Here is a 23,537-nt window from a genome sequence, read left to right as displayed (position 1 = left end):
CGTCTGTGCCAGAGTGGGGCGCGTGCCCGGCCCGCTGACCCCCGACTTCGCCCCCTGGACGTTCGACACCACCGCCTCGCCGGAACAGCGCGCCGCCAACGACGACCGCGTCGCCGCGCTGCGCACCGCCGGCCACGCGGTGGGGGAGGGCTGCGTGGTCTCCGACCTCGCCGAGGTCGACGCCGACACCTTCGCCCTCGGCGACCGCAGCTACATCGCCGCACACGCCCACGTCACGGGCGACGTCGAGATCGGCGCCGACTGCTCGGTCAACGTCGCCGCCGCGCTGCGCGGCCGCGTGACCGTCGGCGACGGCGTGCGCATCGGCAGCCGCACGAGCATCCTCGGCTTCGACCACGCGTTCGACCGCGTCGACGTCCCCGTCTTCCGCCAGGGCCTGACGTCGCGCGGCATCACGATCGGCGACGACGTGTGGATCGGCGCGCACGTCGTCGTGCTCGACGGCGTGACCGTCGGGGCGCACGCGGTGATCGGCGCGGGCGCCGTCGTGACGCGCGACGTCCCGCCGTACGCCGTCGCGGTCGGCAACCCCGCCCGGGTGGTCCGCGACCGCCGCACCGGCGAGCGCCCCGCACCCCGCCGAGCCGACCCGGACGCCGACCGCGCCCGCCGCGTCGAGCAGTTCGGCGCCGACGCGCTCGCGGCCCTGCCCGGGCTCGTCGAGCGCGCGTTCGACGGCGAGCGCTACCGCGACGCCCCCGGCGCCGCGCCGACCGTCCGCGCGCACTGCGACGCCGTCGAGCTCGCGGCGCTCGCGGGCGGCGTGCCCGCGGGTCTCACCCGCGACGCGCACGTCGACCGCCTCACCGCCCTCGTCGGCCCGGACGGCCGTGTCCCCGAGCACGGCGCGGAGCACGAGGGGACCGCCGCCGCCCCGGACCCCAGCCACCGGGCCGACGACGCGTGGCCGCGGGGCGCCGAGGGATACCACGTGCTGTCCGTCGGGTACGCGCTCGACCTCCTCGGCTCGGCCCTGCCCGCCGTCCCCGGCACGGGCGCGACCCCGGGCGAGGTCGCCGCACGGCTCGCCGCGCTGCCGTGGGGCACGAACGCGTGGGGTGCCGGGTCCGTCGTCGACACCGTGGGCACCGCCCTGACGTGGGCGCGCGAGACCGGCGTCGCCGTGCCCGACGGCGCGCGCGAGGCGCTCGTCGGCTGGCTCGTCGAGCACCGCGACCCCGTGACGGGGCTGTGGGGAGCCCCCCGGGCCCGCGACGGCTGGCGCGAGCCGGTCAACGGGACGTACCGCCTCGTGCGCGGCACGTTCGCCCAGTGGGGCACGCCGCTCGGCCTCGGGCGCGAGCTCACCGACACGGTGCTGCGGCACGCCGCCTCGGGAGTGCTGGACCCGCCACGGGTCACCGCGTGCGACGCGCTCGACGTCGTCCACCTGCTGCGCTGGGCGCGCCGCTGCGGCGCGGAGGGCTACCGCACGGACGAGGTGGCCGACGTCGCGCGGGCCGTGCTCGACGGCGTCCTCACGCGCTGGTCCGCTGACGGGCTCGCGTTCGCACCGTCAGGCCCACGGCGCACGCGGGGCGACACCGCCTCCGGCGTCCCCGAGGGCATACCCAGCCTCCAGGGCACCGAGATGTGGCTCGCGACCGCCTGGTACGCGGCGGACCTGCTCGGCGTCGCCGACCTCCTCGGGTGGACCCCGCGCGGCGTCCACGCCCCGGAGCCGCGCGCGTCCGCGCTCAGCTGACGCCGGCCCTCCCGGCGGTCGGCCCGTCGACGCCCTCGGCCGGTCGCTCGCCGTCGGACGGCCCGTCCGCAGCCTCCACGCGCAGCACGAGCGTGCTCGCGGGCGGGGACTCGGGGGCCTGGAGCCCCACGACGGCGAGGGCCCGGCCGGTGAGCACGGCCCCGCGCGGGACGTCGTCGGGCGCCGGCGCCGTCGAGCGCGGCGTGACCCCGTCGGGCGCGACGACGCCGTCCGCCGACGGCAGGCCGAACCACGGCGGGACGCGGTCACCGAACGCGTCGCGGCTGAGCGCGAGCGGCACGACGCGGTAGCGCCGGTCGGGGTCGAGCCCGCGCAGCGTGAACCGTCCGGGCGGCCCGGTCACCGGGCGGGCGAGGGTCGCGACCTGGAACAGCGCGCGCGACCGGTCGGGCGCGACGACGCCCCACACGAGCTGCGACTCCGGGTCGGCGGCGTCCATCCGCACGAGGGTCCCGGTGTGCAGGAGGTCGCGCTCGGCCCGGTACAGGTCGATCCACGCGCGCAGCTCCGCGAGCTGCTCGGGCGTGGAGCGCGTGAGGTCCCACTCCACACCGAGGTGGCCGAACAGCGCGGTCCCGGCGCGGAAGGAGAGCGAGTGCGCGCGCTGCGTCTGGTGGTTGACGTCCGCGGAGACGTGCGCGCCGACGTACTCCAGCGGCAGGAGCTGCGCCGTCCACGGCTGGACCTGCTGCCGCTCGAGCGCGTCGGTGCAGTCCGAGGCCCACACGCGCTGCGTGTGCTCGACGACGCCGAGGTCGACGCGCCCGCCGCCCGACGAGCACGACTCGATCTCCAGCCCGGGGAACCGGCGCCGCAGCTCGGCCATGAGCCCGTACGCGGCGAGGGTCTGCTCGTGGACGGCCGGCTCCCCGCCGGGTGGCGAACCGGCGTCCACGAGGTCGCGGTTGTGGTCCCACTTCACGTGGTCGACGCCGGACGCGCCGATCACCGCGGTCATGCGCTCCAGGACGAACGCCGCCGCACCGGGGTGCGTCAGGTCGAGCACGTGCTGGTGGCGCGCCGGGACGCCGACCCGCCCGCCCGTGGCCATGACCCAGTCGGGGTGCTCGCGCGCGAGGTCGGAGTCGAGGTTGACCATCTCGGGCTCGAACCACAGGCCGAGCTTCATGCCGAGCCCGTGCACGTGGTCGGCGAGCGGGCCGAGGCCGTCCGGCCACACCTCCTCGTCGACGAACCAGTCGCCCAGCCCGGCGGTGTCGTCGCGCCGGCCGCGGAACCAGCCGTCGTCGAGCACGAACCGCTCGACGCCGATTTCCGCCGCCGCGTCCGCGAGCGCGCGCAGCGTCGACAGGTCGTGGTCGAAGTACACGGCCTCCCACACGTTGAGCGTCACGGGGCGCGGCGTGCGCGGGTGGTGGGGCCGACGCCGCAGCATGCGGTGCAGCCGCGCGGCCTGCGCGTCGAGCCCGTGCCCGTGGACGCCGTAGACCCACGGCGACGTGTACGTCTCGCCGGTGCCGAGCACGACCTCGCCCGGGAGCAGCAGCTCGCTCCCGCCGACCACCTGCTCACCGCTCGGCAGCCGCTCGGCCCAGTGCCGGTGGTTGCCCGACCACGCGACGTGCACGCCCCACATCTCGCCGTCGGCGAACCCGAAGCCGGGCAGCCCCGCGGTGAGCAGGGTCGGGGCGTCCGGTCCGGTGCGGCCCCGCCGGCCTTCGCGCAGGTGCGTGCCCACGGTCAGCGCGCGGCGCTGCGGGACGCGCTCCTTCGTCCACCGGCCGGCGAGGTCGAGCAGCTCGCGGGCACGCGGCGGTACGGGCAGCACGACGGCGAGCTCGTCGAGGCGGTACGGCGCGCCCGCGTTCGTCACCGCCGCGCGGGCGCGCAGCACCCCGTCGGGCGTGAGCTCGACGTCGAGCGTCAGCGCGAGGAGCGCTACGTCGTCGCGGGCCTCGACCCGCAGCGCTCCGCCGCCGTCGGCCGTGGCGAGGCCGTGGGGGAGCGGGGCGCCGTCGAGCGTCGCCGCCGTCGTGGTGAAGCGTGGAGACCAGTCGCGGCCACCGCGGTCGCCGACGAGGCCCGGTCGCCCGAGCCAGCCCGTGCGGGCCTCGGGCACGAGGGCGACGCGGACGGGGTCATCGACGACGTTGCCGAGCAGCGGCGGGACGCCGGCGTCGACGACCGCGCGCGCGGTGGCGGCGTCGAGCGGGCCGAGGTCGTCGCCCCAGTGCACGACGGCGGGCAGCTCGCCCGCGCGCACGTCGAGGAGCACGCTCACGCCGTCCGCGCGCAGGTGGACGAGCGCGTCGACGCGCGCGGCGCCCGCGGGGACGGAGAGCGGCGCGGAGCCGCTGCCGGGACCGTGCTGCGCGGGGTCGTGCTGTGCCACGCCGCGATCCTGGCACGGATCGCGCACGCGGTCGTGCCGCGGACGCCGACTGGCGGTGCGCGCGCGGACGCGCGACGGTGGAGGCGCACCGCACCCCCGAGCGAGAGGACACCCTCATGAAGGTCGCCGTCATCGGAGCGCACGGGAAGGTCGCGCGTCTGCTGCTGCCCGTCCTCGTCGACCGCGACGTCCAGGTGAGCGGCATCGTCCGCAAGGACGAGCAGGGACCGTTCGTCCGGCAGGTCGGCGGCGAGCCCGTCCTGCTCGACGTGGAGCACGCCTCGACGGAGCAGATCACGGAGGCGCTGCGGGGCGTGGACGCCGTCGTGTGGGCCGCCGGGGCCGGGGGCGGGAACCCCGACCGCACGTACGCCGTCGACCGGGACGCCGCGATCCGCTCGATGGACGCGGCTCGGGCGGCGGGGGTCGGCCGCTACGTCATGGTGTCGTGGATCGGGTCGGTGCCCGAGCACGGCATCCCCGAGGACGCCGCGTTCTTCCCGTACGCCGACGCCAAGCTCGCGGCCGACGACCACCTGCGCGCCACCGACCTGGAGTGGACGATCCTGGGCCCCGGCACGCTGACCGACGACGACCCCACGGGCGCGATCACCGTCCTCGGCGAGCAGGACGACATGCCCACGGGCGCGGCGTCACGCGTGCCGCGGGCCGACGTCGCGATGGTTGCGGCCGAGGTCCTGCGCACGCCGGGGACCGCGGGCCGGTTCGTGCGCTTCACCGGCGGCGGCACGCCGATCCTCGAGGCGCTGCGCTAGCAGCCTGCGCACACCGGTGGCCGGGTCCCGAGGGGCCCGGCCACCGGTACCACGTGCGCGCGCCCCGCGGCGTCGGGCGTGGTGTCAGCCGCAGCTGACGGCCTCGTACGGCACCTCGTACGCGTGGTACCGCGGGTCGCCGTCGTTCCACGTGTACCCGCGCACCGTCACGGTGCCCGCCTCGAGCGACGCCGCGCGTGAGGTGAACGACTGGTAGGCCGCGCTGTCCGGCGCGACGCCCGCGAACTTCTGCTGGCCGAACGGCGTGATGATCCGCACGTCGGCGCGCACCGTCTCGTCGTTCGTCGCGCGCACCGCGACGTACGCCGTCCCGCCGAGGCAGCGCGCCTCCGCGGTGAGGTCCGCGAGCTCGGGGTTCGCCACCCCGTTCACCGCGAGCGTGTCGTCGGCGAGCACCGCGACCGCGTGCGCGATCGCCCGGGACATGATGTCGAGCGCCGTCGGGTCGACGTTGTCGATCGTGTCCTGCGGCGAGTGGTAGTTCGGGTCGTAGAAGATGCCTTCGGTGCCGCCGAACAGCTCGACCTCCTCGGCGGTCTTCGAGCCGTCCGCCCCGGTGAAGAGCCCGGACGCCGGGACGCCGTTCTCGATGAAGGCCTGGTAGTCGGAGCGGCCCGAGAACTCGGTGTCGACCCACGGCTGGCCGATGGAGTCGAAGTAGTCCGTGAACACGTCCTCGGTCTCGGCCGAGCCCGGCGGGACCTCGACCGGGGCCTCGTGCGTCGACTCGTCGGCGTCGTAGACGCCGATGATGTAGTTCGGCGAGCCGACCATGTCGAAGTTGAGGTACGTGGCGATGTCCTCGAGCGCCTCCGGGTCGTTCTCGGCGAGGTCCGTCACGTAGTGCGTGGACCCGCGCAGGCCGACCTCCTCGGCGCCCCACCACGCGAAGCGGACGGCGTTGTCGGGCCAACCGCCGTCCTCCGCCGCGGCGGCGAGCTGCACCGCGACCTCGAGGATCGCCATCGAGCCCGACCCGTTGTCGTTGATGCCCGCGCCGTCCTCGACGCTGTCGAGGTGCGCGCCCGCCATGACGACGTTGTTCGTGCGCCCGCCGGGGGTCTGCGCCAGGACGTTGAACGACTCGAACTCCTCGACGTGCGACTGGTAGTCGTAGGTCGCCTCGGGGAACGCGCCCGACTCGAGCGCGGCGAGGATCTCCTGCCCGGCGGCCTGCGGGATGCCGACGGTCGGCACCCATGCGTCGTTCTCGGCCCCGAGCGTCGGGTTCAGCGCGCCGTCGGCGTTGTTGTACAGGATCACGGCGGCGGCCCCGGCCTGCGACGCCGCGAGCACCTTCTCCGAGAAGGCGCACGTGCCGCGGCTCACGAGCGCGACGGCGTCGGTGGCGTCGACCCCGGTCCAGGCGTCGGCCGTGCAGCCGTGCCGCATCTCGTCGACGGGCTGGACGAGCGGGCCCGTGAGCCCCTCGTCGGGTGTGTCCGGCGCGAACTCGGCGGCGTACAGGTCCTCGGTCACGTCCACGCCCGCGGCCGTGAGCGACAGGTCGTCGACCACGAGGTCCTCGAACGTGAAGTACTGGCGCTCGGGCGCGTAGCCGGCGTCGGTGAGCACCTGCTCGACGTACGCGGCGCTCGCCTCGTACCCGGGCGTCTCCAGCGCCCGGTTGCCGTCGTTCGCGTCGGCGATGGCCTGGAGCTCCTCCAGGCGGTCCATGACCGCGTCGCCGGTGACGAGGTCCTCGAGCGGCAGGGGGTCGGCGGCGGCGCGCACGGCGCCGGGTGCTGCACCCACGGGGCCGGCGGCGGCCACGGGTGCGGAGGTCATCACGGCGAGCACGAGGCTCGCGGCAGCTGCGGACGGGACGATCGATCGTGGTCTCACGCATCCTCCTCGGCAGTGGCCCCCGCCGGCCGTCCCCGGTCGTGCCGAGGAGTCAGCCGAGTCGCACGAGACGCGCGACGCTGCGAGGACTCGTGTGCTGGGGAGCGTACGCGCTCGCGCCCGCCGGGAGAAGATGACCCGTCAGCGGCACTGCCGCTCGTTCGGTGCCGCGGTGAGCACGACGGGGACCGAGACCCGCGTGAAGTCGCCCGCCGCGGGCTCCTGCGAGCACACCGCCCACCCGTTGGCCCGGCCCCGCACCTCGCCGCCGCGCCGGGCGTCGACGACGGTCACCGCCTCGGCGCCCTCGCGCTCGAGGGCACTGCGGGCCTGCCGGAGCGACGCCTCGACGACGTTCGGCATGGAGAACCCGGGCTCGATGGTGACGCTCACCTCCACGCCGTCGGACCCGCCGGGCTCGACCGGGACCGTCGTGGGGTCGTCCGTCGGCTCCTCGGTGGGGTCGGTGCCCGGCTCGTCGGTCGGGTCCTCGCCCGGTTCCGTCGGCTCGGCCGTGGGGGAGTCGGTGGGGCTCGTCGTCGGCTCCGGTTCGCCGGGGAAGGCGGGGACCTTGCACGCCCCGAGGAGCACGACGGCGACGACCGTCGTGACGACGACGGCGCTCCTGCGCGCGACGAGACGCATGCTGCCCCCTGCTCTGCGGCGCCGCCCCTGCGACACCCTGCCCTCTACGAGGGTACGGGACGTTCTGTCAACGGGCGCCGCCGGAGTCGGGTGATTCCGGCGTCTCCATACCCGCGGCCGGGTCCGTGTCCGGGTTCGCGCCAGTGCCAGTGCCAGTGCCCGCGGACGTCGACGCGCCGGGAGCCGGTGCCGTGCGCGCGCCGCCGGTGCGCTTCGGGGGCCGGACGGTGGGCACGTCGCCGACGATGGGGATGGGCCGGCGGTGGAACGGGAAGCCGTACCGCGTGACCAGACCGGCGAGCGTCGTGAGGCGGTTGCGCGGTCCGATGAGCCCCATGATGTGGACGAACAGCCAGGCCAGCCAGGCGACGCCGCGCGTCAGCCGGATCTTCCCGACCACCTCGGCGATCGCCGCACGGCGGCCGATGACCGCCATGGTGCCCTTGTCGAAGTAGTGCAGCGGCGCCGTCGGGCGTCCTTCGACGAGAGCCCGGATGTTGCGCGCCACCTGCTTTCCCGACTGGATCGCGGGCTGCGCGAGCTGGGGCAGCTCGGCGGGGGAGACGGCGACGTCCCCGGCGGCGAACACCCCGGGCAGGCCCTCGACCTGGAGGTCGTCGCCGACGACGACGCGTCCGCTCTTCCCGCGCGGCAGGCCCCAGTCGTCGACCTCCTCGTGCGGGCTGACGCCCGCGGACCAGATCGTCAGGTCCGAGCGGATCCGGGTGCCGTCGGTCAGCACGACGGCGTCGGGCAGCACCTCGGCGACACCGGCGCCCAGGTGCAGGCCGACGTGGCGGTGCCGCAGCTCCTGGGCCGCGTACTCGCGCAGCTTCGGGTGGAACGACTTCAGCACCTCGCCGCCGCGCTGGACGATCTTGACCTCGAACGCGTCGCCGTGGATCTCCGGGTAGGCGGGCCGCAGGCCGGCGGTGCGCAGCTCGGCGAGGGCGCCCGCGACCTCGACCCCGGTCGCGCCGCCGCCCACCACGACGACCCGGAGGCCGTCGTCGGTGCGCGGCGTGGCCGCCGCCTTCTCCAGCCGGATGAAGAGGGTGTCGCGGATCCGCATGGCCTGGGACCGCGAGTACATGGGGAACGCGTGCTCCTTGGCGCCCGGGGTGCCGAAGAAGTTCGTCGTCACGCCGTTCGCGAGCACGAGGTAGTCGTAGTCGACCCACTCGTCGTTGAGGAGCCGGATCCGGCGGGCCTCGTGGTCGATGCCGACGAGGTGCTCGTGCACGACGCGCACGTTCTTCTGCTTGAGGCGCAGGCCGCGCAGGAAGTACGTGACGTCGCCGGGGTTCAGGCCCCCGGTGGCCACCTGGTACAGCAGCGGCTGGAACGTGTTGTAGACGCGGCGGTCCACCAGGGTGACGCGCACGGGAGCCTTCGCGAGCTCCTTGACGGCCTCGAGCCCGGCGAACCCGGCGCCGACCACCACGACGTGCGGCACGGGAGCGGACGGGGCGGGCTCGGGCACGGGGCCTCCTCCAGGACGACGACGGTGGGCCCGACGTCGCCCACCACCTGCGCCGCGGACGTCGCCGACGACGTCTGCCAGGTTACGGCCGGTCCGAGGACCGGGCGAACCGGCACGCCCGGTTCGTCCCGGCCCGGGTGAGCGGGAGGGCTCAGCCGCCGTGGTGCTCGACGTCGTCGCGGCCGACGAGGTCGTCGCGCACGACGCGCCGCAGGACCTTGCCGATCTGCGAGCGCGGGAGCTCGGTCACGACGGCGAGCGTGCGCGGGAGCGCGTACCGGGCGAGGCGGCGCTCGCCCCACTCGCGCACAGCGGCGAGGTCGACGCGCGGAGGTGCGGGGGCGCCGTCGGCCTCGTCGAGGACGACGACCGCCGCGACGCGCTCGTCCGACCCCGACCCCGGGAGGCCGACCACGGCGACGTCGCGCACGCCGGGCATCTGCCGCAGGTGGTCCTCGACCTGCGACGGGTACACCTTGAACCCGCCGGTGACGATCATCTCCTTGATGCGGTCGACGAGCGTGACGAGCCCGGCGTCCGGCCCCGTCACCGGCACGCGCACGACGTCGCCGGTGCGCAGCCAGCCCTCGTCGAGGAGCTGGTGCGCCGTCTCCTCGGGCCGGTTCCAGTACCCGCGGAAGACCTGCGGCCCCCGGACGAGGAGCTCGCCCCGCACGGTGCCGTCGTCGGCGGGTTCGGCGTCGCGCAGCGTCCCGGCGTCCAGCGCGTCCGCGTCGACGACGCGGATGTCGGTGCTCGGGAACGGCAGCCCGAGCGTGCCTGGTCGGCGGTCGTCGGAGACGGGGTTGCCGAGCGCGACCGGCGAGGTCTCCGTCATGCCGTAGCCCTCGATGAGCAGACCGCCCGTGGCGTCCTCCCAGCGGCGCGCGGTCTCGGCCGTGATCGGCATCGCCCCGGCGAACGCGAGCCGGATCGTCGACAGGTCGCCGCCGCGCCCCGTCCCGCGCTCCTGCGCCGCGTCGACGACGCGGTCGAACATGGGCGCGACGCCGGGCAGGAACGTCGCGGGGCGGCGCGCCTGCGCGGCGACGACGGCCTGCGGGTCGAACTTCGGGAAGGCGACGAGGGTCGCGCCGATGCGTGCCGGCAGCGTGAGGCAGAACATCAGGCCGAACGCGTGGAAGAACGGCAGCACGCCGTAGACGGTCTCGGCGCCCTCGGTGAACGACGCCCAGGCCTGGCCCTGGACGACGTTGGCGAGGAGGTTGCGGTGCGTGAGCACGGCACCCTTGGGCGTGCCGGTGGTCCCGCCCGTGTACTGGATGAGGGCGACGTCGTCGCCGACGGGCGCGGGGATCGTCCGGGGCAGGCCCCGGGCGCGCCGCACGAGGTCGTGCCAGTCGGGCACGCCCGCGGGGACGGGGCCGCGCAGCGCGTCGCGCTGGGCGCGCGCACGCGCCAGGGGCAGGTGCAGCGCGAGGCGCGACGCCCGTGGCAGGTCGCGCGCGATGTTCACCGCGACGACTGTGCGCAGCGCGGGCGCTCCGCCGTGCGGGCCCTGCGCGGCCAGGACGGCGGGGACGGCCTTCGTCCACACCAGCGCGACGGTCGCGCCGGAGTCGGCGAGCTGGTGCGCGAGCTCGTCGGCGGCGTAGGTCGGGTTGTGCTCGACGACGACCGCGCCGAGGCGCAGCACGGCGTAGAACGCGACGACGTGCGCGGTGCTGTTGGGCAGCACGACCGCGACGCGGTCTCCGCGGCGTACGCCGAGGTCGTGCAGGGCGCCGGCGGCGCGCTCGACCTCGGCGGCGAGCCGGGCGTACGTGGTGGTCGCGCCGAAGAAGTCGACGGCGACGCGCGCGGGCCACCGGCCGGCCGCCGCGGTGAGGGTGGCGGTGACGGGCTCGTCGGGGATCTCCACGTCGGCCGGGACGCCCGGCGCGTAGCGGGAGATCCAAGGTTTCGACGCCAGCATGTTCACTACGCCACCGTAACCTACGGTTGCGTAGGTTTCGTGGTGGACGGCGGGCGGTCCCGGGCGTGCGGCTGCCGGCGACCGGTCAGGCGGGGTACCAGCGTGCTCCCCAGCGCCGGGTGACCCGGCGGTCCGACGTCGCGGCGTGCGCCCGCACGCCGTCCTCCACGGCACGAGCGACGACGTGCGCCGCCTCGTCGCCGTCCGCGAGGAACCGCACGGTGACGCGCGCCCTCCCGCGCACCACCCCGACGTCGTACGCCTCGACCGTGGTCAGCGCGCGGGCGGCGTCGGCCGCGCCGGGCAGGACCGCCTCGGGATCGGCGCCGGGGTGCAGCAGACCGACCGCCAGCGTCACGCGGTACGACGGCACAGCACGGCGACGAGGAAGTCGGACGTCGGCTCGTAGGGGCGCAGGTCCCACGTCGCGAGCGCGACGTCGACGCGCAGTCCCGCCGCCTCCACGTCGGCGAAGAACGCGTCCGCCGCGTAGCCGCGCCCGGCGCCGAAGCCGACGACGGCGCGTCCCTGCGGCGCGAGGTGCGCCGCGAACCGTCGCAGCACCTCGACCTCCGTGCCCGGCGCGAGGAACGTCATGACGTTGCCCGCGCACACGATCGCGTCGAACGGCTCGGCGACACCCTCCGCGGGCAGGTCCAGCTCCGCGAGGTCCCCGACGCGCCAGTCGGGACCGGGGTGGTCGGCGCGTGCCGCCTCGACCAGCACCGGGTCGACGTCCACGCCGACGACCGTGTGCCCGCGCGCCGCGAGCTCCGCGCCGACGCGCCCGGGGCCGCAGCCCGCGTCGAGCACGCGAGCCCCGCGCGGCAGCATCGCGTCGACGAGGCGGGCCTCGCCCGCGAGGTCCGCGCCGTCGGCCGCCATGCTCCGGAAACGCTCGACGTACCACGTGGAGTGCGACGGGTCGGCGGCGACCTTCTGCTCCCAGCGGGAGGGGCGGGCGGTGCTCATGGCCCGAGGCTACCCGTGCTCGGCGGTGCGCAGACCTGTGTTCGTGAGGGCCTCGGGCTGTCACAATCCGAGGATGAGCACGACCGCCGCCGCCCCCGTGACCGATCTCGCGTCGTCCGCCCCGACCGGGGAGGTGCTCGCCGTCTGCCGCGTGCACGCCCTGCTGCCCGACGACGGGCCCGTCGGCGTCACCGCGATCGACAAGCGGCCCGTGGAGGGGCCGGTGCGGGTGCGCCGTCTCGGGCTCCACGCCGACCTCCAGGCCGACCGCGCCAACCACGGCGGCGAGGACCAGGCCGTCTACGCCTACGGGCAGGACGACGCCGACTGGTGGTCGGAGCAGCTCGGGCGCGTCGTCGAGCCGGGCCTCTTCGGCGAGAACCTCCGGGTGCGCGGGATCCCCGTGACCGCCGCGGTGGTGGGGGAGCGGTGGACCGTCGGGACCGCCCTGCTCGAGGTGACGCAGCCGCGCACGCCGTGCTCGACGTTCGCGCGCCGCCTCGGCGAGGACGGCTGGGTCAAGCGGTTCGCCGCCGCGAACCGCACCGGCGCGTACCTGCGGGTGCTCCGCCCGGGCGAGCTGCGCGCGGGCGACGCGGTGGGCGTCTGCTACCGCCCCGAGCACGGCGTGACGCTCGCGGACTGGTACGGGGCGTGGACCGCACGCGGCGCCGACCCGGAGCGCGCGGCGGACGTCGCCCGGCGGCTGATCGAGGCCCACCTCGGCGGCGACGTCACCCTCTCGGCCGAGATGCTGCTGCGCGCCGAGACCACCGCGGGGCAGCGGATCGCGGACTGAGCCCGGCCGCGGTCGGCCCGGTCGGTCGGCGGCAGCCCGGCCCGGTCAGCGGCCGGCGCGCGGGATCCGGGGCGTCCGCGGGGCGCGCGGTCCGCGCGGCGGCTCGTTCGGCGGCCACTCGCCGTCGTCGGAGCCGTCGTCCGCGCTGAACAGCAGGTCGTGCAGGCGCACCTGGACGGCCTCGACGTCGGGCACGTCGTGCAGCTCGAGACCGGGCTTGTCGGTGGCGTCGGAGATGACGAGCGTGCCGCAGCCGAACAGCCGGTCGACCGGTCCCTTCTCGTAGTTGACGTCGTTGATGCGGTAGAGCGGGATGTCGCGGCCGGTCCGCGTGATGATGCCGGAGCGCATCGCGATGCGCTTGTTGGTCACCGTGTACTCGGTGGTGCGCCAGCGCAGCCACGGCACGAGCACCCACACGACCGCCGCGACGAGCGCGAGCCCCGCGACGACCCAGCGCACGACGGCGTCCGGCACGAGCACCACGGCGACGACCACGGCCACCACGAGGGCCGCGAGCAGCACGAGGGGCCAGAACAGCGCCTTGGCATGCTCCTTGAGCTCCATGACGACGTGCTCGCCCTCGGTGAGGTGCTTCTCGCTGAGACCCATGGGGAGCATGGTGCCACCTCGGCCGTCCCGGGTGTCGCGGGCGTGACCGGTCAGCCGGTCGCGGTCAGGTTCCACCCCTCGATCGTGCGCAGGCCGTGCCCGTACCCGAGCAGGCAGATCGTCGCGGTGCTCAGCTCCAGCCGGGCGCCCAGCCCGGGGTCGACGCCGAGCCACACCGTGGTGAGCACGCGCAGCAGGTGGCCGTGCGCGAACACCACGGCGTCCTGCCCGTCGCGCAGCGTCGGTTCCACCCGGGCGAGCACGCGCGCACAGCGGGCCGCGACGTCGTCGAGCTCCTCGCCGCGGTGGCCGTCGGGTGCAGCGAGCACGTTGACGCCGTCGCGGAACACGAGCCACTCGCGCCCGAGCTCCGAGGAGATCTCGCGCGAGGTGCGGCCCTCGACGGGGCCGTAGTCCCACTCGACGAGGTCGTCGTCCGTGGGGGCGTCGGGGAAGCCGGCGAGCTCGGCGGTGCGGCGTGCGCGCTGCCGCGGGCTGGACAGCACGACGGCGGGCCGCCGGCCGCGCTCGTCGGCCCACCGCTGGAGCCACACGCCGGCCGCGACGGCCTGCTGCTCCCCGGCGACCGTGAGCGGGATGTCGCTGCGCCCGGTGTGCCTGCGCGTCGCGCTCCACTCGGTCTCGCCGTGCCGCACGAGGACCAGCTGGGGGTCGGGCGCCGCGCGGTCCGCGGGGTCGTCCGCGTGCTCGGATGCTCGCTCGGGTGCCCGGTCGGGTGCGCTCATGCGCCGTCCTTCCTGCTCGGAGAGGTACCCCCGCAGCATGGCGCGCCACGCCGTCGTCCGCGCGCCGGGACCGCGCCGTGGGCGGGTTCAGCCGGCGGGTTCAGCCGGCGACGCCGTCGAGCCCCGTGCTCGCGAGGAAGACGACGAGCGCGGCGAGGAGCACGACGGCGATCCCGGTCGCGACGAGCAGGACGGTGCGGGGACGGACGCGCACGACGGGCTCCCGGTCGGTCGGTGTGTGGGCGGGGCGCTCTAGTCTCGCCCATGACGGGCGAGGAGGCTCACGATGACGGAGCAGCGGACAGGGCACGAGTCGGAGCACGAGACGGAGCGCGGCACGTCGACCGGGACGCCGGGCGACGCGGCGGTGTACGGCAGTCCCGACTTCGACTGGTCGATCCTCGCGGTGCCGACGCCGCTCGCGGTGGTGCGTGGCCAGCTCGGGTTCTCGTGGCTCGAGCTCGCGGGCCGGCTCGCGACGCTCACGCAGGCCGAGCTCGAGTGGGAGCCCGGGCCGGGCGCGCTGCGGGTGGTGCGCCGGGGCGAGGAGCGCTCGCCGCGCACGCTCGGGCCGGGCGAGTGGGTCATGGAGTGGCCCGCCGGGCCCGACTCCGCGCAGCCGCGCACGATCGCCTGGCTCGTGGCGCACCTCACCGAGCTGTTCACCGAGCGCTGGGAGTGGACGTTCGGCGCGCACGAGCTGCGGCGCGACGGCGTGACGTTCTCCGGCGAGGTCGGGCACGCGGTCGCGGGCCTGGCCGGGGTCGTCGAGCGGTGGCGCGCCGACGTGGACGCGCTGCCCGAGGACCAGGTCTTCACCGTCGGGCTGAGCCAGGCCACGGAGATCGACGCGCAGTCGCCGTTCGCCCACCTCGTGGCGCACCTCAACCGCGAGCTCATCCACCACGGCGCCGAGATCATGGTGCTCCAGGACCTCTACCGCGCGGCGCACGTCACAGCAGGTGCGGGGAATCCGTGACGACGACGCCCGGTTGACCCGTCCATGACGGACTCTTCCCCGACGCCTTCCCCTGCCCCCGCGGTCGTGCGCGTCGACATCTGGTCGGACGTCGCGTGCCCGTGGTGCTACGTCGGCAAGCGCCGCCTCGAGACGGCGCTCGACCGCCTGGCGGAGCGCGGCTTCCCGGCGCGCGTCGAGATCGAGTACCACTCGTTCGAGCTCGCCCCCGACACGCCCGTGGACTTCGAGGGCACCGAGGTCGACTTCCTCGCCGGCCACAAGGGCATGCCGCCCGCGCAGGTCGAGCAGATGCTCGCGCAGATGACGCAGCTCGCCGCGGCCGAGGGGCTCGCGTACGACTTCGACGCCCTCCGGCACACGAAGACGCTCACCGCGCACGAGCTGCTCCACCACGCGAAGGCGCACGGGCGGCAGGTCGAGATGAAGGAGCGCCTGCTCAAGGCGTACTTCGAGGAGGGCCGCCACGTGGGCCGCGTCGACGTGCTCGCCGACCTCGCGGCGGAGGTGGGGCTCGACCGCGGCGAGGTCGTCGCCGCCCTCGAGGACCACCGGTACGCGGACGACGTCCAGGAGGACATCGAGCAGGCGCGTGCCTACGGCATCAACGGGGTCCCGTTCTTCGTGGTCGACGGACGCTACGGCGTCTCCGGCGCCCAGGACCCGGCGGTGTTCGTCCAGGTGCTCGAGGAGGCGGCGCGCGAGGCCGCCGGCGTCTGAGGCCCACCTCACACCACGGCCCGGTGGCCGGGCGACGGGGTGTCGTCCAGACTGAATCACCCGCACCGCGGGCGGACGGCACCGACGCCGGCTCCCGTCCGCCCTCCCGGTGCCCGTGAACCCCACGAGGAGGATCACCATGGCCGACTCCACGGCGAACCACCAGCACGCCGCAGGTCTCTCCCGCTCCATCGCGAACCCGCGCCGCACCACGCTCGTCAGCGTCTCGGCCTCCGAGGCCGCGGCCCCGCAGCGCGCCGAGGGCGGCTTCACGATGGTCGGCCCGGACGACGCGGGCGTGTGCGTCGACGGGACGTGCGCGCTCCCGGAGTGACGTCCGTGGCGTGACGCTCCCGGGCGGCCGTCGGACCCGGACGGTCGTCAGTTCCGGCGGTGGTCCTGGATCGACAGCCGCGGCCCGCGGGCCGGCGGACGGGCGCGCCCGGAGATCTCCAGGAGCCGGACGACCCGGTAGCGGTGCGGCGCGTAGGGCGCGAGGAGCTCGAGCATGCGCTCGTCGTCCGCGCGCTCGCCGGTCAGCGCCCAGCCGACCGCCTTCGCGAGGTGGAAGTCGCCGACCGAGACGGCGTCGGCGTCTCCCAGGGCGCGCTGCGCGACCTCCGCCGCGGTCCACACCCCGATGCCGGGGACGAGCTGGAGGCGCGCGTGCGCGGCGGGCGCGCCGTGCGCGTCGAGCACCGCCGGGCACTCCTCGAGCCGCCGTGCGACGCGCGCGGCCGCGCCGACGGTGCGCGCCCGCGCCGGGTCGACCCCGGCCCGGTGCCAGTCCCAGGACGGGACGCCCGCCCACGTCGCGGCGTCGGGCACGACGAGCATGCCGGCCTCGCCCGCGGGGCCGGGCGCGCGCTCGCCGTAGCGGCGCAGCAGCCAGCCCCACGACCGCCAGGCGGCGACGCTCTGGACCCGCTGCTCGAGGACCGCGGGCACGAGCGACTCGAGGACGCGGCCCGTGCGGGGGATGCGCAGACCGTGCGCGCGCCGGTGCGCGTCGCGCAGCTGCGGGGGCGGGACGAAGCCCGCGTCGTCGTCGTGCTCGCCCAGCAGGTGTGGGAGCCCGTCGAGCGCCTCCTCGGCCCCCGGTCCCCACGCGTGCGCGACGACGTCCTGCGGGCCGGCCTGGACGAGCCGGCACGTCGCCGGCCCGGACGGCAGGCGGCTGGTGCGCCAGACGTCGCCCCCGGGTGTCCGACGGAACGTCGGGTCGTACGGGCCGCGGGCGAGGCGGGCCAGCGTGAGGTGCAGGTCGAGCGGACGGCGCGACGCCAGGCGTCGAGCACGGGGCTCGCCACCGCCGACCTCGGGATCGTCCACCGGGTCCGGGCGGGAACGGTCGTCGATCCCGTGCTCGGCGGGCGGCAGGCCCGTGCTCGGCAGGACGGTCACCCGTCCATGGTCGCACCCGCGACGAGCGGTGGCGTCAGTCGAAGAGGGTGTCCATGTCCCACGCCGGCTCCGCGGCGGCCGCCCGGGACGCGGAGACGCCCGCCGACGACGGCGCGCGGCCCGGTGACGCCGTCGGGTCGCCCAGCTCCGGCACGAGCGTGCCGTCGACGTCCCCGCGGCCCGCCGCCCAGTCCTGCGCGGCCAGGCCGGCGAGCTGGTCGGCGCGCTCGTTGAACGGGTCGCCCACGTGCCCGCGCACCCACCGGAACCGCACCGGGCCGGCGCGCTCGGTGATGGCGCGGTCGATCGCCTGGACGAGCTCGAGGTTCTTCACCGGCTGCCCGCCCGCCGTCCGCCAGCCCTTGCGCTTCCACGCCACGACCCACTCGGAGGCGCACTTGATGGCGTACTGCGAGTCGGACTCGATGAGGAGAGGCTCGGCGCCGGGGTGGGCGCGCACCGCCTGGAGGAGGGCGGTCAGCTCGGCGACCTGGTTGGTCCCGCTCGCCGCGCCGCCCGCGTCGAACGACCCGTCGTGGTTGATCCACGCCCATCCGATCGCTCCGCCCGGGTTGCTCAGGCACGAGCCGTCGGTGCTGACAGTGATCACGGCGCTCCTCGATCCACGGTGCTTCTCGATCACGGACCTCCTCGCCGCGGCGCGGAGGTGGGTGCTCGGCGTCCATTCTCCCCTGCCGGACGGGGTGCCGGGCGCACCCGTCCCCCGACCCGCCGAGCACGGTCCACCGCGCCGCCTCGTCCTGAGCCGTACGGGAGGAACATCAGGGACGAACCGGGGGGATACCCCATGGTGGTGGTGGGTGCCCACCGGCAGCCTTGAGGGCATGGTGGACGGGATCGTGGCGCTGTGGGGACAGCTCGAGGACTGGGTGCTGGCGCTCGTCGACTCCGCGTGGGCGCTGCCGGCGCTCGTCGTGACGACCGCCCTCGACGGGCTCTTCCCGCCCGTGCCGGGCGAGACGGTCGTCGTCACGCTCGCCGTCGCGGCGCAGGCGGGCGACGGGTTCCCCTGGTGGGTCGTGGTCCTCGTCGCCGCCGTCGGGGCGTGGTGCGGCGACCAGCTCGCGTACGCGGTGGGCCGCGCCGTCGGCACGGACCGCGTGCGTGTGCTGCGCGGCCCCCGCGGACGACGCGCGGTCGCGTGGGCGGGCGGCGCGCTCGCCCGTCGCGGCGCGTCGGTCGTGCTCGGCGCCCGCTTCGTGCCCGTGGGGCGCACCGCGGTGAACGTCACCGCGGGGGCGGTCGGGTTCCCGCGCCGCCGCTTCATGGCGCTGTCCGCGGTCGCGGCGACCGCCTGGGCCGGGTGGACGGTCGCCGTCGGGACGCTCGCGGCGCGATGGGTCGGAGACCAGCCGCTGCTGGCCGTGGCCATCGGTGTCGTCGTGGGCACGGTGGTGGGGGTCGTCGTCGACCGGGTCGTCGCGGCGCGCTCGGGGCGCGGGGACGTGGCTCGGGGGGCGGGACGTGCCGGGTCTCCGGTCCGCACCCTCGTCCCTCAGGCGCTCCCGCCGGTCCCGCCACGACCCGGCACGTCCCGCCCCCCGAGCTGCTCGTCGGTGGGCTGAACCCGGCGTTCGGTCAGGAGACCCCGAGCAGGTCGATCACGAAGATCAGCGTCTTGCCGGACAGGCGGTGGCCGGCACCGGCCGGGCCGTACGCGAGCTCCGGCGGGACGACGAGCTTTCGGCGCCCGCCGACCTTCATGCCGGGGATGCCCTGCTGCCAGCCGGCGATGAGGCTGCGGAGCGGGAAGTTGATCGACTGGCCGCGGTTCCACGACGCGTCGAACTCCTCGCCGGTCTCGTACTCGACGCCGAGGTAGTGCACGTCGACCGTCGACCCGGCGGCGGCCTCCGGTCCCTCGCCGACGACGATGTCCTCGACGACGAGCTCGGTGGGCGCGGGGCCCTCGGGGGCGTCGATCTCGGGGCGTTCAGGCTGTGTGGTCATGCCCTCGATCCAACCACGAGGGCCACGCCGACGAGAGCCGAGCAGGTGCGCCGCCGAGCGGGCCTCCGCGCGCGCGGACGCGGCCACCCGCGGCGCCGGCGTTCGGACAGGCGAAACACGGACGGGCGCCGGATCGCCATCATGGAGGCATGCCCACCCCTGCCGACCCCGGCCCCGGTGTGCCCGCCGACGGCGCGACCGAGCCTGCGCACCCCACCGACGTGCCGGGCGTCGTCGGGCAGCGGCGCAGCGTGCGCGACGTGCGGCGCTGGCGCCGCTACCTCGCCGACGAGCGGGCCGAGGCCGCGGCGTACCGCGACCTCGCGAGCCGGCGCACGGGCGAGGAGCGCGAGATCCTCCTGGCGCTCGCGGAGGCGGAGGGGCGTCACGAGCAGCACTGGCTCGACCTCCTCGGGGCCGACGTCGGGCGACCGCTGCCCGGCGACCGGCGCACCCGCACGCTCGGGTGGCTCGCGCGACGGTTCGGCGGCGTGTTCGTGCTCGCGCTGGCCCAGCGGGCGGAGTCGCGCTCGTCCTACGGCACCGACGCCGACGCGACGCCTTCCATGGCGGCCGACGAGCGGATCCACGAGGAGGTCGTGCGCGGGCTCGCGACGCGTGGGCGCAACCGCCTGTCGGGGACGTTCCGCGCCGCGGTGTTCGGGGCGAACGACGGTCTCGTGTCGAACCTGGCGCTGATCCTCGGCATCGGCGCCTCGGGCGCGTCGACGTCGACCGTGCTCCTGTCCGGCCTCGCCGGGCTCCTGGCGGGCGCGCTGTCCATGGGCGCGGGGGAGTACGTGTCGGTGCGCTCCCAGCGGGAGCTGCTGGACGCGTCGACGCCCAGCCCGCAGGCGTCCGCGGCGCTGCCCGACCTCGACGTCGACGCGAACGAGCTCGCGCTCGTCTACCGGGCGCGCGGGATGTCGGCGGCCGAGGCCGAGACCCACGCGCGCGACGTCCTCGACACGTACACCGCGCAGACCGTCATCGCCCCCGCGCCGTCGGGCGACGAGCACGAGACCCACGGGACCGCCCTCGGGGCGGCGGTGTCGTCGTTCCTCTTCTTCGCGTCGGGAGCGCTCGTCCCCGTCCTGCCCTACCTGCTCGGCCTCAGCGGCTTCGTCGCCGTCGCGGTCGCCTCGGGCCTCGTCACTCTCGCGCTCCTCGCGACCGGCGCCACCGTGGGTCTGCTGTCCGGCACGTCGCCGGTCACGCGGGCGCTGCGCCAGGTCGCGATCGGCCTCGGTGCCGCCGCCGCGACGTACGTCCTCGGACTCGTGTTCGGCGCCACCGTCGGATGAGGTGGCGCCACCGTCGGGTGAAGTCCGGGTGAAAGCCGCCCTCCGGTGGTGTGACGTTCGTCTCTGTGGTTAGCGTGTTCCCGCGGTCGGTGTCGATCCGGCCGGGACAGGCGATCCGGTTCAGGGGGCGGTCATGCACGGCACGCAGGAGGCGCAGGGTGCGCGCACGCGCGCCCGCCGCTGGCTCCTGCGCGGGCTGACGGCCGTCGCCGGGGCCGGGCTGGGCACGGGCCTCGCGATCGCGACGGCCGGCGGCGCGACCGCCGCCGAGCACGACCCGCTGGGGATCGGCGCGGTCCTCGACCCCGTGACCTCGACCGTCGGGACGGTCGTCGACCCGCTGGTGGACGACGTCGTGGAGCCTGTCCTCGACCCCGTGGTCGAGAAGGTCGTGACGCCGGTCGTCGAGCCGGTCGTGCGCGACGTCGTCCGACCCGTGGCTCCCGTGGCCGAGGCGGTGACCGAGCCGGTGGCTCCCGTCGTCGAGACGGTGACGGAGCCGGCGGCACCGGTCCTGGAGACCGTGGCCGAGCCGGTCGCGCCCGTCGTGGAGGCGGTCGTGGAGCCCGTCGCGCCGGTCGTCGAGAGCGTGGTCGAGCCCGCGGCTCCCGCGCTCGACCCGGCGGTCGAGGTCGTCGCCCCCGTCACCACGCCCGTCGCGGACGCCGTGCTGCCGAGCCTGGCCCCCGTCGTCGAGGCGCTCGCGCCGGTGCTCGACCCGGTCGTCGGCGCGACGTCGCCGCTCGCGCCCGTGACCTCGCCGGTGCTCGACCTGCTCACGCCCGTCACGGACGTGCTCGCGCCGGTCACCGACCCCGTCCTCGGTCCCGTGCTCGACCCGCTGGCGCCGATCGAGCCGCTGGCTCCGGTCCTGCCGTCGCCCGACGGGGACGGCTCCGGTGGGACGCCGGGGGTCCCCGGCGCCCCTGCGCCCGACCCGCGGGACCCGCCGCAGGCGCCTGGGCGCGCTGCCGTGCCGCCAGCGGTGGTCGACGCCGCGGCCCCGCTCCTGGCACCCGACCCTGCCCACCGGGCGCCCGTCGCCGACGCGGCCGTCCGTGCGAGCGGACCCGGCAGCGCCGGCACCTCGGCTCCCGCGCCCACCGCGGCCCTCTCCGCGAGCGGCCTCGCGGTCGCCCTCGGCGGCGACGGAGCGCTCGGCGGGAGCGGTGACGCCGTCGCGACCGGGGCCGGGCCGTCGGGCTCCGCGACGTCGCGCACGACCGCGGGCGGCGCGGACGCCGCCGTCGGCGCCGACGCCCTCGTGATCTCCCTGCGGAGCTGGGCCGCGGTCGCCGACGACGCGCGGTCCGGCCACCCCACGACCTTCTTCGAGGTCCCTGTTTCTCCTGCCTGAGGCGGCCCGGCCGTGCCTGCGCGCACGGCACGCGGCCCGGCGCTGACGCGCCATCACACCTCAGACCAGGAAAAGAGAACATCATGCATGTCTTCCTCCGGCGTGCGCTGCGTACAGCGCTCGTCACGGGCGGCCTCGTGGTCGTCGGGGCCGGTGCGGCCCACGCAGCCGAGGGCGACGTCCTCGGCGATCTCGGACTCGACGTCTCGGTGGACGCTCAGCTGAGCGAGGTCACCGACGTCCTGCCCGACGTCTCCGTCGACGTGCCCGTGCACGTCCCGGTCTCCGTGTCCGACGTCGCGGTCGGCGCCCTGGGCGACGCGACCGTCCAGCAGGCCCCGGCGCCCGCCCCGGCGCCCGCCCCCGCGCCTGATCCGGCTCCGGCACCCGCGGAGCCGGCCGACGTGGACGTCGACGTGCCGGTGAACGTGCCGGTCGACGTCTCGGGGGTGGCCGCAGGCGTCCTGGGCGACGCCACGGTGGCACCCGCGCCTGCCGGGCAGCAGGCGGCACCGGCTCCTGCAGCCCCCGCCCCGGCGGAGCAGTCACCGGCACAGCCCTCCGACGTGGACGTCGACGTGCCGGTTGACGTCCCGGTCTCCGTGTCGGACGTCGCGGTGGGTCTCCTGGGCGACGCCGCGGTCTCGGGCGGCGAGAGCCCGGAGCAGGACGCCGCTGCTCCGACGGCCCCGCCGGCCGAGGGCTCGTCGGACGGCATCGACGTGGACGTGCCGGTCACGGTGCCGGTGGACGTGTCGGACGTCGCGGTGGGCGTCGTCGGTGACGCGGTCGTCGGCGCGGGCTCGACCGAGGGCGGCGAGACGCCCACGGCTCCGGCCGATGGCGGCGCGACGGACGGCGGCCAGCCGGACGGTGCCGTGTCGGACGGGATCGACGTGGACGTGCCGGTCACGGTGCCGGTGGACGTGTCGGACGTCGCGGTGGGCGTCATCGGAGACGCGGTCGTCGGCTCGGGCACGACCGACGGCCCCGGCTCGGACGCCGGGAGCGGCTCCGACGACGGCGGTCTCCTCGACGGCGGTCTCCTCGGGGACGGGCTGGTCGACGACGGGCTGCTCGACGGCCTGCTGGGTGACGACGAGCTGGTCGACGACCTGCTCGGTGACGACGGGCTCGTCGACGACCTGCTGGGCGACGGTGTCCTCGGTGGGGACGGTTCCGGCAGCGAGGGGCTGTTCGACGAGGGGCTGCTCGACGAGGTGCTGGGTGACGAGGGTCTGCTCGACGGGCTCCCGCGGCTCGACGTCGACCTCCCGGTCGCGGTACCGGTCGACGTCTCCTGCATCGGCGTGGGGCTCCTGGGCGACGCGGCAGCCGCGTGCCCGGCAGCCGTCGACCCGACCGACCCGACGGACCCGACGGACCCGACGGACCCGACGGACCCGACGGACCCGACGGACCCGACGGACCCGACGGACCCGACGGACCCGACGGACCCGACCGACCCCACGGGCCCGACGGACCCGACCGACCCGACGCAGCCGGGTGACGGCACGGACCCGACCGACCCGGGCGAGACGGTGGTGCGGGTGTCGTACCCGGCGGGCGTGACGGCGTCGGCCGCCGGCTCGGGCACGTGGACGGCGGCCTCGGGGCCGGCGGAGCTGGCCATGACGGGTGCCGGGGGCGACCTCGGGCTCCTGGTGATGGCGGGGCTGCTCACGGCGCTCGGGCTGGCGCTGCGCGGCCTGCGTCGTCGGCCGCGGCTCGCGGACCCGGACGCCTACGCCCCGGTCTTCACCGACCGCGGCCGGGTCTGACCGGGTAGCCCCGGAGAGCACCGGGGCCGGCGGCACAGGTGTCGCCGGCCCCGCTGACGGGCGGCGCCGCGCGCGGTGCGCGGCGC

General features: G+C 76.1%; 22 protein-coding genes. 10 read left to right on the top strand and 12 right to left on the bottom strand.

Features of this window, described 5'->3' with window-relative positions; genetic code table 11:
- The first annotated feature begins 22 nt into the window (after positions 1-22).
- Positions 23-1,726, top strand: a complete 1,704-nt coding sequence (locus tag ACFTZA_RS05130; RefSeq protein ID WP_378191492.1) for an acyltransferase — start codon at positions 23-25, stop codon at positions 1,724-1,726.
- Here the strand turns inward: ACFTZA_RS05130 and ACFTZA_RS05125 are convergent.
- Positions 1,719-3,989, bottom strand: coding sequence for an alpha-galactosidase (locus tag ACFTZA_RS05125; protein WP_378191915.1), 2,271 nt, complete (start codon positions 3,987-3,989; stop codon positions 1,719-1,721). The genes ACFTZA_RS05130 and ACFTZA_RS05125 overlap by 8 nt on opposite strands.
- Positions 3,990-4,216: 227 nt before the next feature.
- Here ACFTZA_RS05125 and ACFTZA_RS05120 point away from each other — a divergent pair, with 227 nt between their 5' ends.
- The gene (locus tag ACFTZA_RS05120) at positions 4,217-4,876 is read left to right on the top strand and encodes an SDR family oxidoreductase (protein ID WP_378191490.1); all 660 of its coding nucleotides are present in this window, start codon (positions 4,217-4,219) and stop codon (positions 4,874-4,876) included.
- An 84-nt stretch (positions 4,877-4,960) separates the two neighbouring features.
- Here ACFTZA_RS05120 and ACFTZA_RS05115 read toward each other — a convergent pair whose 3' ends face one another.
- The 6 genes from ACFTZA_RS05115 to ACFTZA_RS05090 form a co-directional block, all read right to left on the bottom strand.
- Positions 4,961-6,742: a M28 family peptidase gene (locus ACFTZA_RS05115; protein ID WP_378191487.1), complete on the bottom strand. Its 1,782-nt coding sequence runs from the start codon at positions 6,740-6,742 to the stop codon at positions 4,961-4,963.
- A gap of 141 nt (positions 6,743-6,883) precedes the next feature.
- Complete coding sequence (locus ACFTZA_RS05110; protein ID WP_378191484.1) at positions 6,884-7,387, bottom strand: hypothetical protein; 504 nt, start codon at positions 7,385-7,387, stop codon at positions 6,884-6,886.
- A gap of 67 nt (positions 7,388-7,454) precedes the next feature.
- A complete protein-coding gene (locus tag ACFTZA_RS05105; protein ID WP_378191482.1) occupies positions 7,455-8,870 on the bottom strand; it encodes an NAD(P)/FAD-dependent oxidoreductase in 1,416 nt (471 codons plus the stop codon).
- 151 nt (positions 8,871-9,021) lie between these two features.
- Entirely contained in the window at positions 9,022-10,806 is a 1,785-nt protein-coding gene (locus ACFTZA_RS05100) for an AMP-binding protein (protein ID WP_378191913.1), read from the bottom strand.
- Between the two features lie 85 nt (positions 10,807-10,891).
- Positions 10,892-11,164 (bottom strand): hypothetical protein, encoded by a 273-nt coding sequence (locus tag ACFTZA_RS05095; RefSeq protein ID WP_378191479.1) that lies wholly within the window; start codon positions 11,162-11,164, stop codon positions 10,892-10,894.
- The gene (locus ACFTZA_RS05090) at positions 11,161-11,778 is read right to left on the bottom strand and encodes a class I SAM-dependent methyltransferase (protein WP_378191477.1); all 618 of its coding nucleotides are present in this window, start codon (positions 11,776-11,778) and stop codon (positions 11,161-11,163) included. Before ACFTZA_RS05090 ends, ACFTZA_RS05095 begins: the two co-directional genes overlap by 4 nt.
- Before the next feature lie 73 nt (positions 11,779-11,851).
- Here ACFTZA_RS05090 and ACFTZA_RS05085 point away from each other — a divergent pair, with 73 nt between their 5' ends.
- Positions 11,852-12,577 carry an MOSC domain-containing protein gene (locus ACFTZA_RS05085; RefSeq protein WP_378191475.1) on the top strand — a complete coding sequence of 242 codons (726 nt, stop codon included), beginning with the start codon at positions 11,852-11,854 and terminating at the stop codon, positions 12,575-12,577.
- A 45-nt stretch (positions 12,578-12,622) separates the two neighbouring features.
- Here the strand turns inward: ACFTZA_RS05085 and ACFTZA_RS05080 are convergent, their stop codons facing one another.
- Positions 12,623-13,189: a PH domain-containing protein gene (locus ACFTZA_RS05080; protein WP_378191473.1), complete on the bottom strand. Its 567-nt coding sequence runs from the start codon at positions 13,187-13,189 to the stop codon at positions 12,623-12,625.
- Between the two features lie 50 nt (positions 13,190-13,239).
- Positions 13,240-13,935 (bottom strand): histidine phosphatase family protein, encoded by a 696-nt coding sequence (locus tag ACFTZA_RS05075; protein ID WP_378191470.1) that lies wholly within the window; start codon positions 13,933-13,935, stop codon positions 13,240-13,242.
- Between the two features lie 286 nt (positions 13,936-14,221).
- Between ACFTZA_RS05075 and ACFTZA_RS05070 the strand changes: the two genes are divergently transcribed.
- The 3 genes from ACFTZA_RS05070 to ACFTZA_RS05060 all read left to right on the top strand — a co-directional run bounded on the left by ACFTZA_RS05070 (position 14,222) and on the right by ACFTZA_RS05060 (position 15,968).
- On the top strand, positions 14,222-14,914 hold the full coding sequence (locus tag ACFTZA_RS05070) for a DinB family protein (RefSeq protein WP_378191468.1): 693 nt from the start codon (positions 14,222-14,224) through the stop codon (positions 14,912-14,914).
- 24 nt (positions 14,915-14,938) lie between these two features.
- Positions 14,939-15,634: a DsbA family protein gene (locus ACFTZA_RS05065; RefSeq protein ID WP_378191466.1), complete on the top strand. Its 696-nt coding sequence runs from the start codon at positions 14,939-14,941 to the stop codon at positions 15,632-15,634.
- Positions 15,635-15,773: 139 nt separating this feature from the next.
- The gene (locus ACFTZA_RS05060) at positions 15,774-15,968 is read left to right on the top strand and encodes a hypothetical protein (RefSeq protein WP_378191464.1); all 195 of its coding nucleotides are present in this window, start codon (positions 15,774-15,776) and stop codon (positions 15,966-15,968) included.
- Between the two features lie 47 nt (positions 15,969-16,015).
- Here ACFTZA_RS05060 and ACFTZA_RS05055 read toward each other — a convergent pair whose 3' ends face one another.
- The gene (locus ACFTZA_RS05055; protein WP_378191462.1) at positions 16,016-17,038 is read right to left on the bottom strand and encodes a DNA-3-methyladenine glycosylase family protein; all 1,023 of its coding nucleotides are present in this window, start codon (positions 17,036-17,038) and stop codon (positions 16,016-16,018) included.
- A gap of 34 nt (positions 17,039-17,072) precedes the next feature.
- Complete coding sequence (locus tag ACFTZA_RS05050; RefSeq protein ID WP_378191460.1) at positions 17,073-17,648, bottom strand: ribonuclease H; 576 nt, start codon at positions 17,646-17,648, stop codon at positions 17,073-17,075.
- Positions 17,649-17,859: 211 nt separating this feature from the next.
- Between ACFTZA_RS05050 and ACFTZA_RS05045 the strand changes: the two genes are divergently transcribed.
- Positions 17,860-18,624 carry a DedA family protein gene (locus tag ACFTZA_RS05045; RefSeq protein WP_378191458.1) on the top strand — a complete coding sequence of 255 codons (765 nt, stop codon included), beginning with the start codon at positions 17,860-17,862 and terminating at the stop codon, positions 18,622-18,624.
- Positions 18,625-18,637: 13 nt separating this feature from the next.
- Here the strand turns inward: ACFTZA_RS05045 and ACFTZA_RS05040 are convergent, their stop codons facing one another.
- Entirely contained in the window at positions 18,638-19,009 is a 372-nt protein-coding gene (locus ACFTZA_RS05040; protein WP_378191455.1) for an FKBP-type peptidyl-prolyl cis-trans isomerase, read from the bottom strand.
- Positions 19,010-19,158: 149 nt separating this feature from the next.
- Here ACFTZA_RS05040 and ACFTZA_RS05035 point away from each other — a divergent pair, with 149 nt between their 5' ends.
- From ACFTZA_RS05035 to ACFTZA_RS05025, 3 genes are all read left to right on the top strand, one after another.
- Positions 19,159-20,313, top strand: a complete 1,155-nt coding sequence (locus ACFTZA_RS05035) for a VIT1/CCC1 family protein (RefSeq protein WP_378191453.1) — start codon at positions 19,159-19,161, stop codon at positions 20,311-20,313.
- A 133-nt stretch (positions 20,314-20,446) separates the two neighbouring features.
- The gene (locus ACFTZA_RS05030) at positions 20,447-21,670 is read left to right on the top strand and encodes a hypothetical protein (protein WP_378191451.1); all 1,224 of its coding nucleotides are present in this window, start codon (positions 20,447-20,449) and stop codon (positions 21,668-21,670) included.
- Positions 21,671-21,753: 83 nt separating this feature from the next.
- Complete coding sequence (locus ACFTZA_RS05025) at positions 21,754-23,451, top strand: hypothetical protein (RefSeq protein ID WP_378191449.1); 1,698 nt, start codon at positions 21,754-21,756, stop codon at positions 23,449-23,451.
- Positions 23,452-23,537 lie beyond the last annotated feature (86 nt).

The sequence above is a fragment of the Cellulosimicrobium sp. NPDC057127 genome, from assembly GCF_042670945.1.
GTDB lineage: Bacteria > Actinomycetota > Actinomycetes > Actinomycetales > Cellulomonadaceae > Cellulosimicrobium.
Note: the sequence above shows the minus strand (reverse complement) of the source record. Positions and strands in the feature narration are given on the sequence as shown.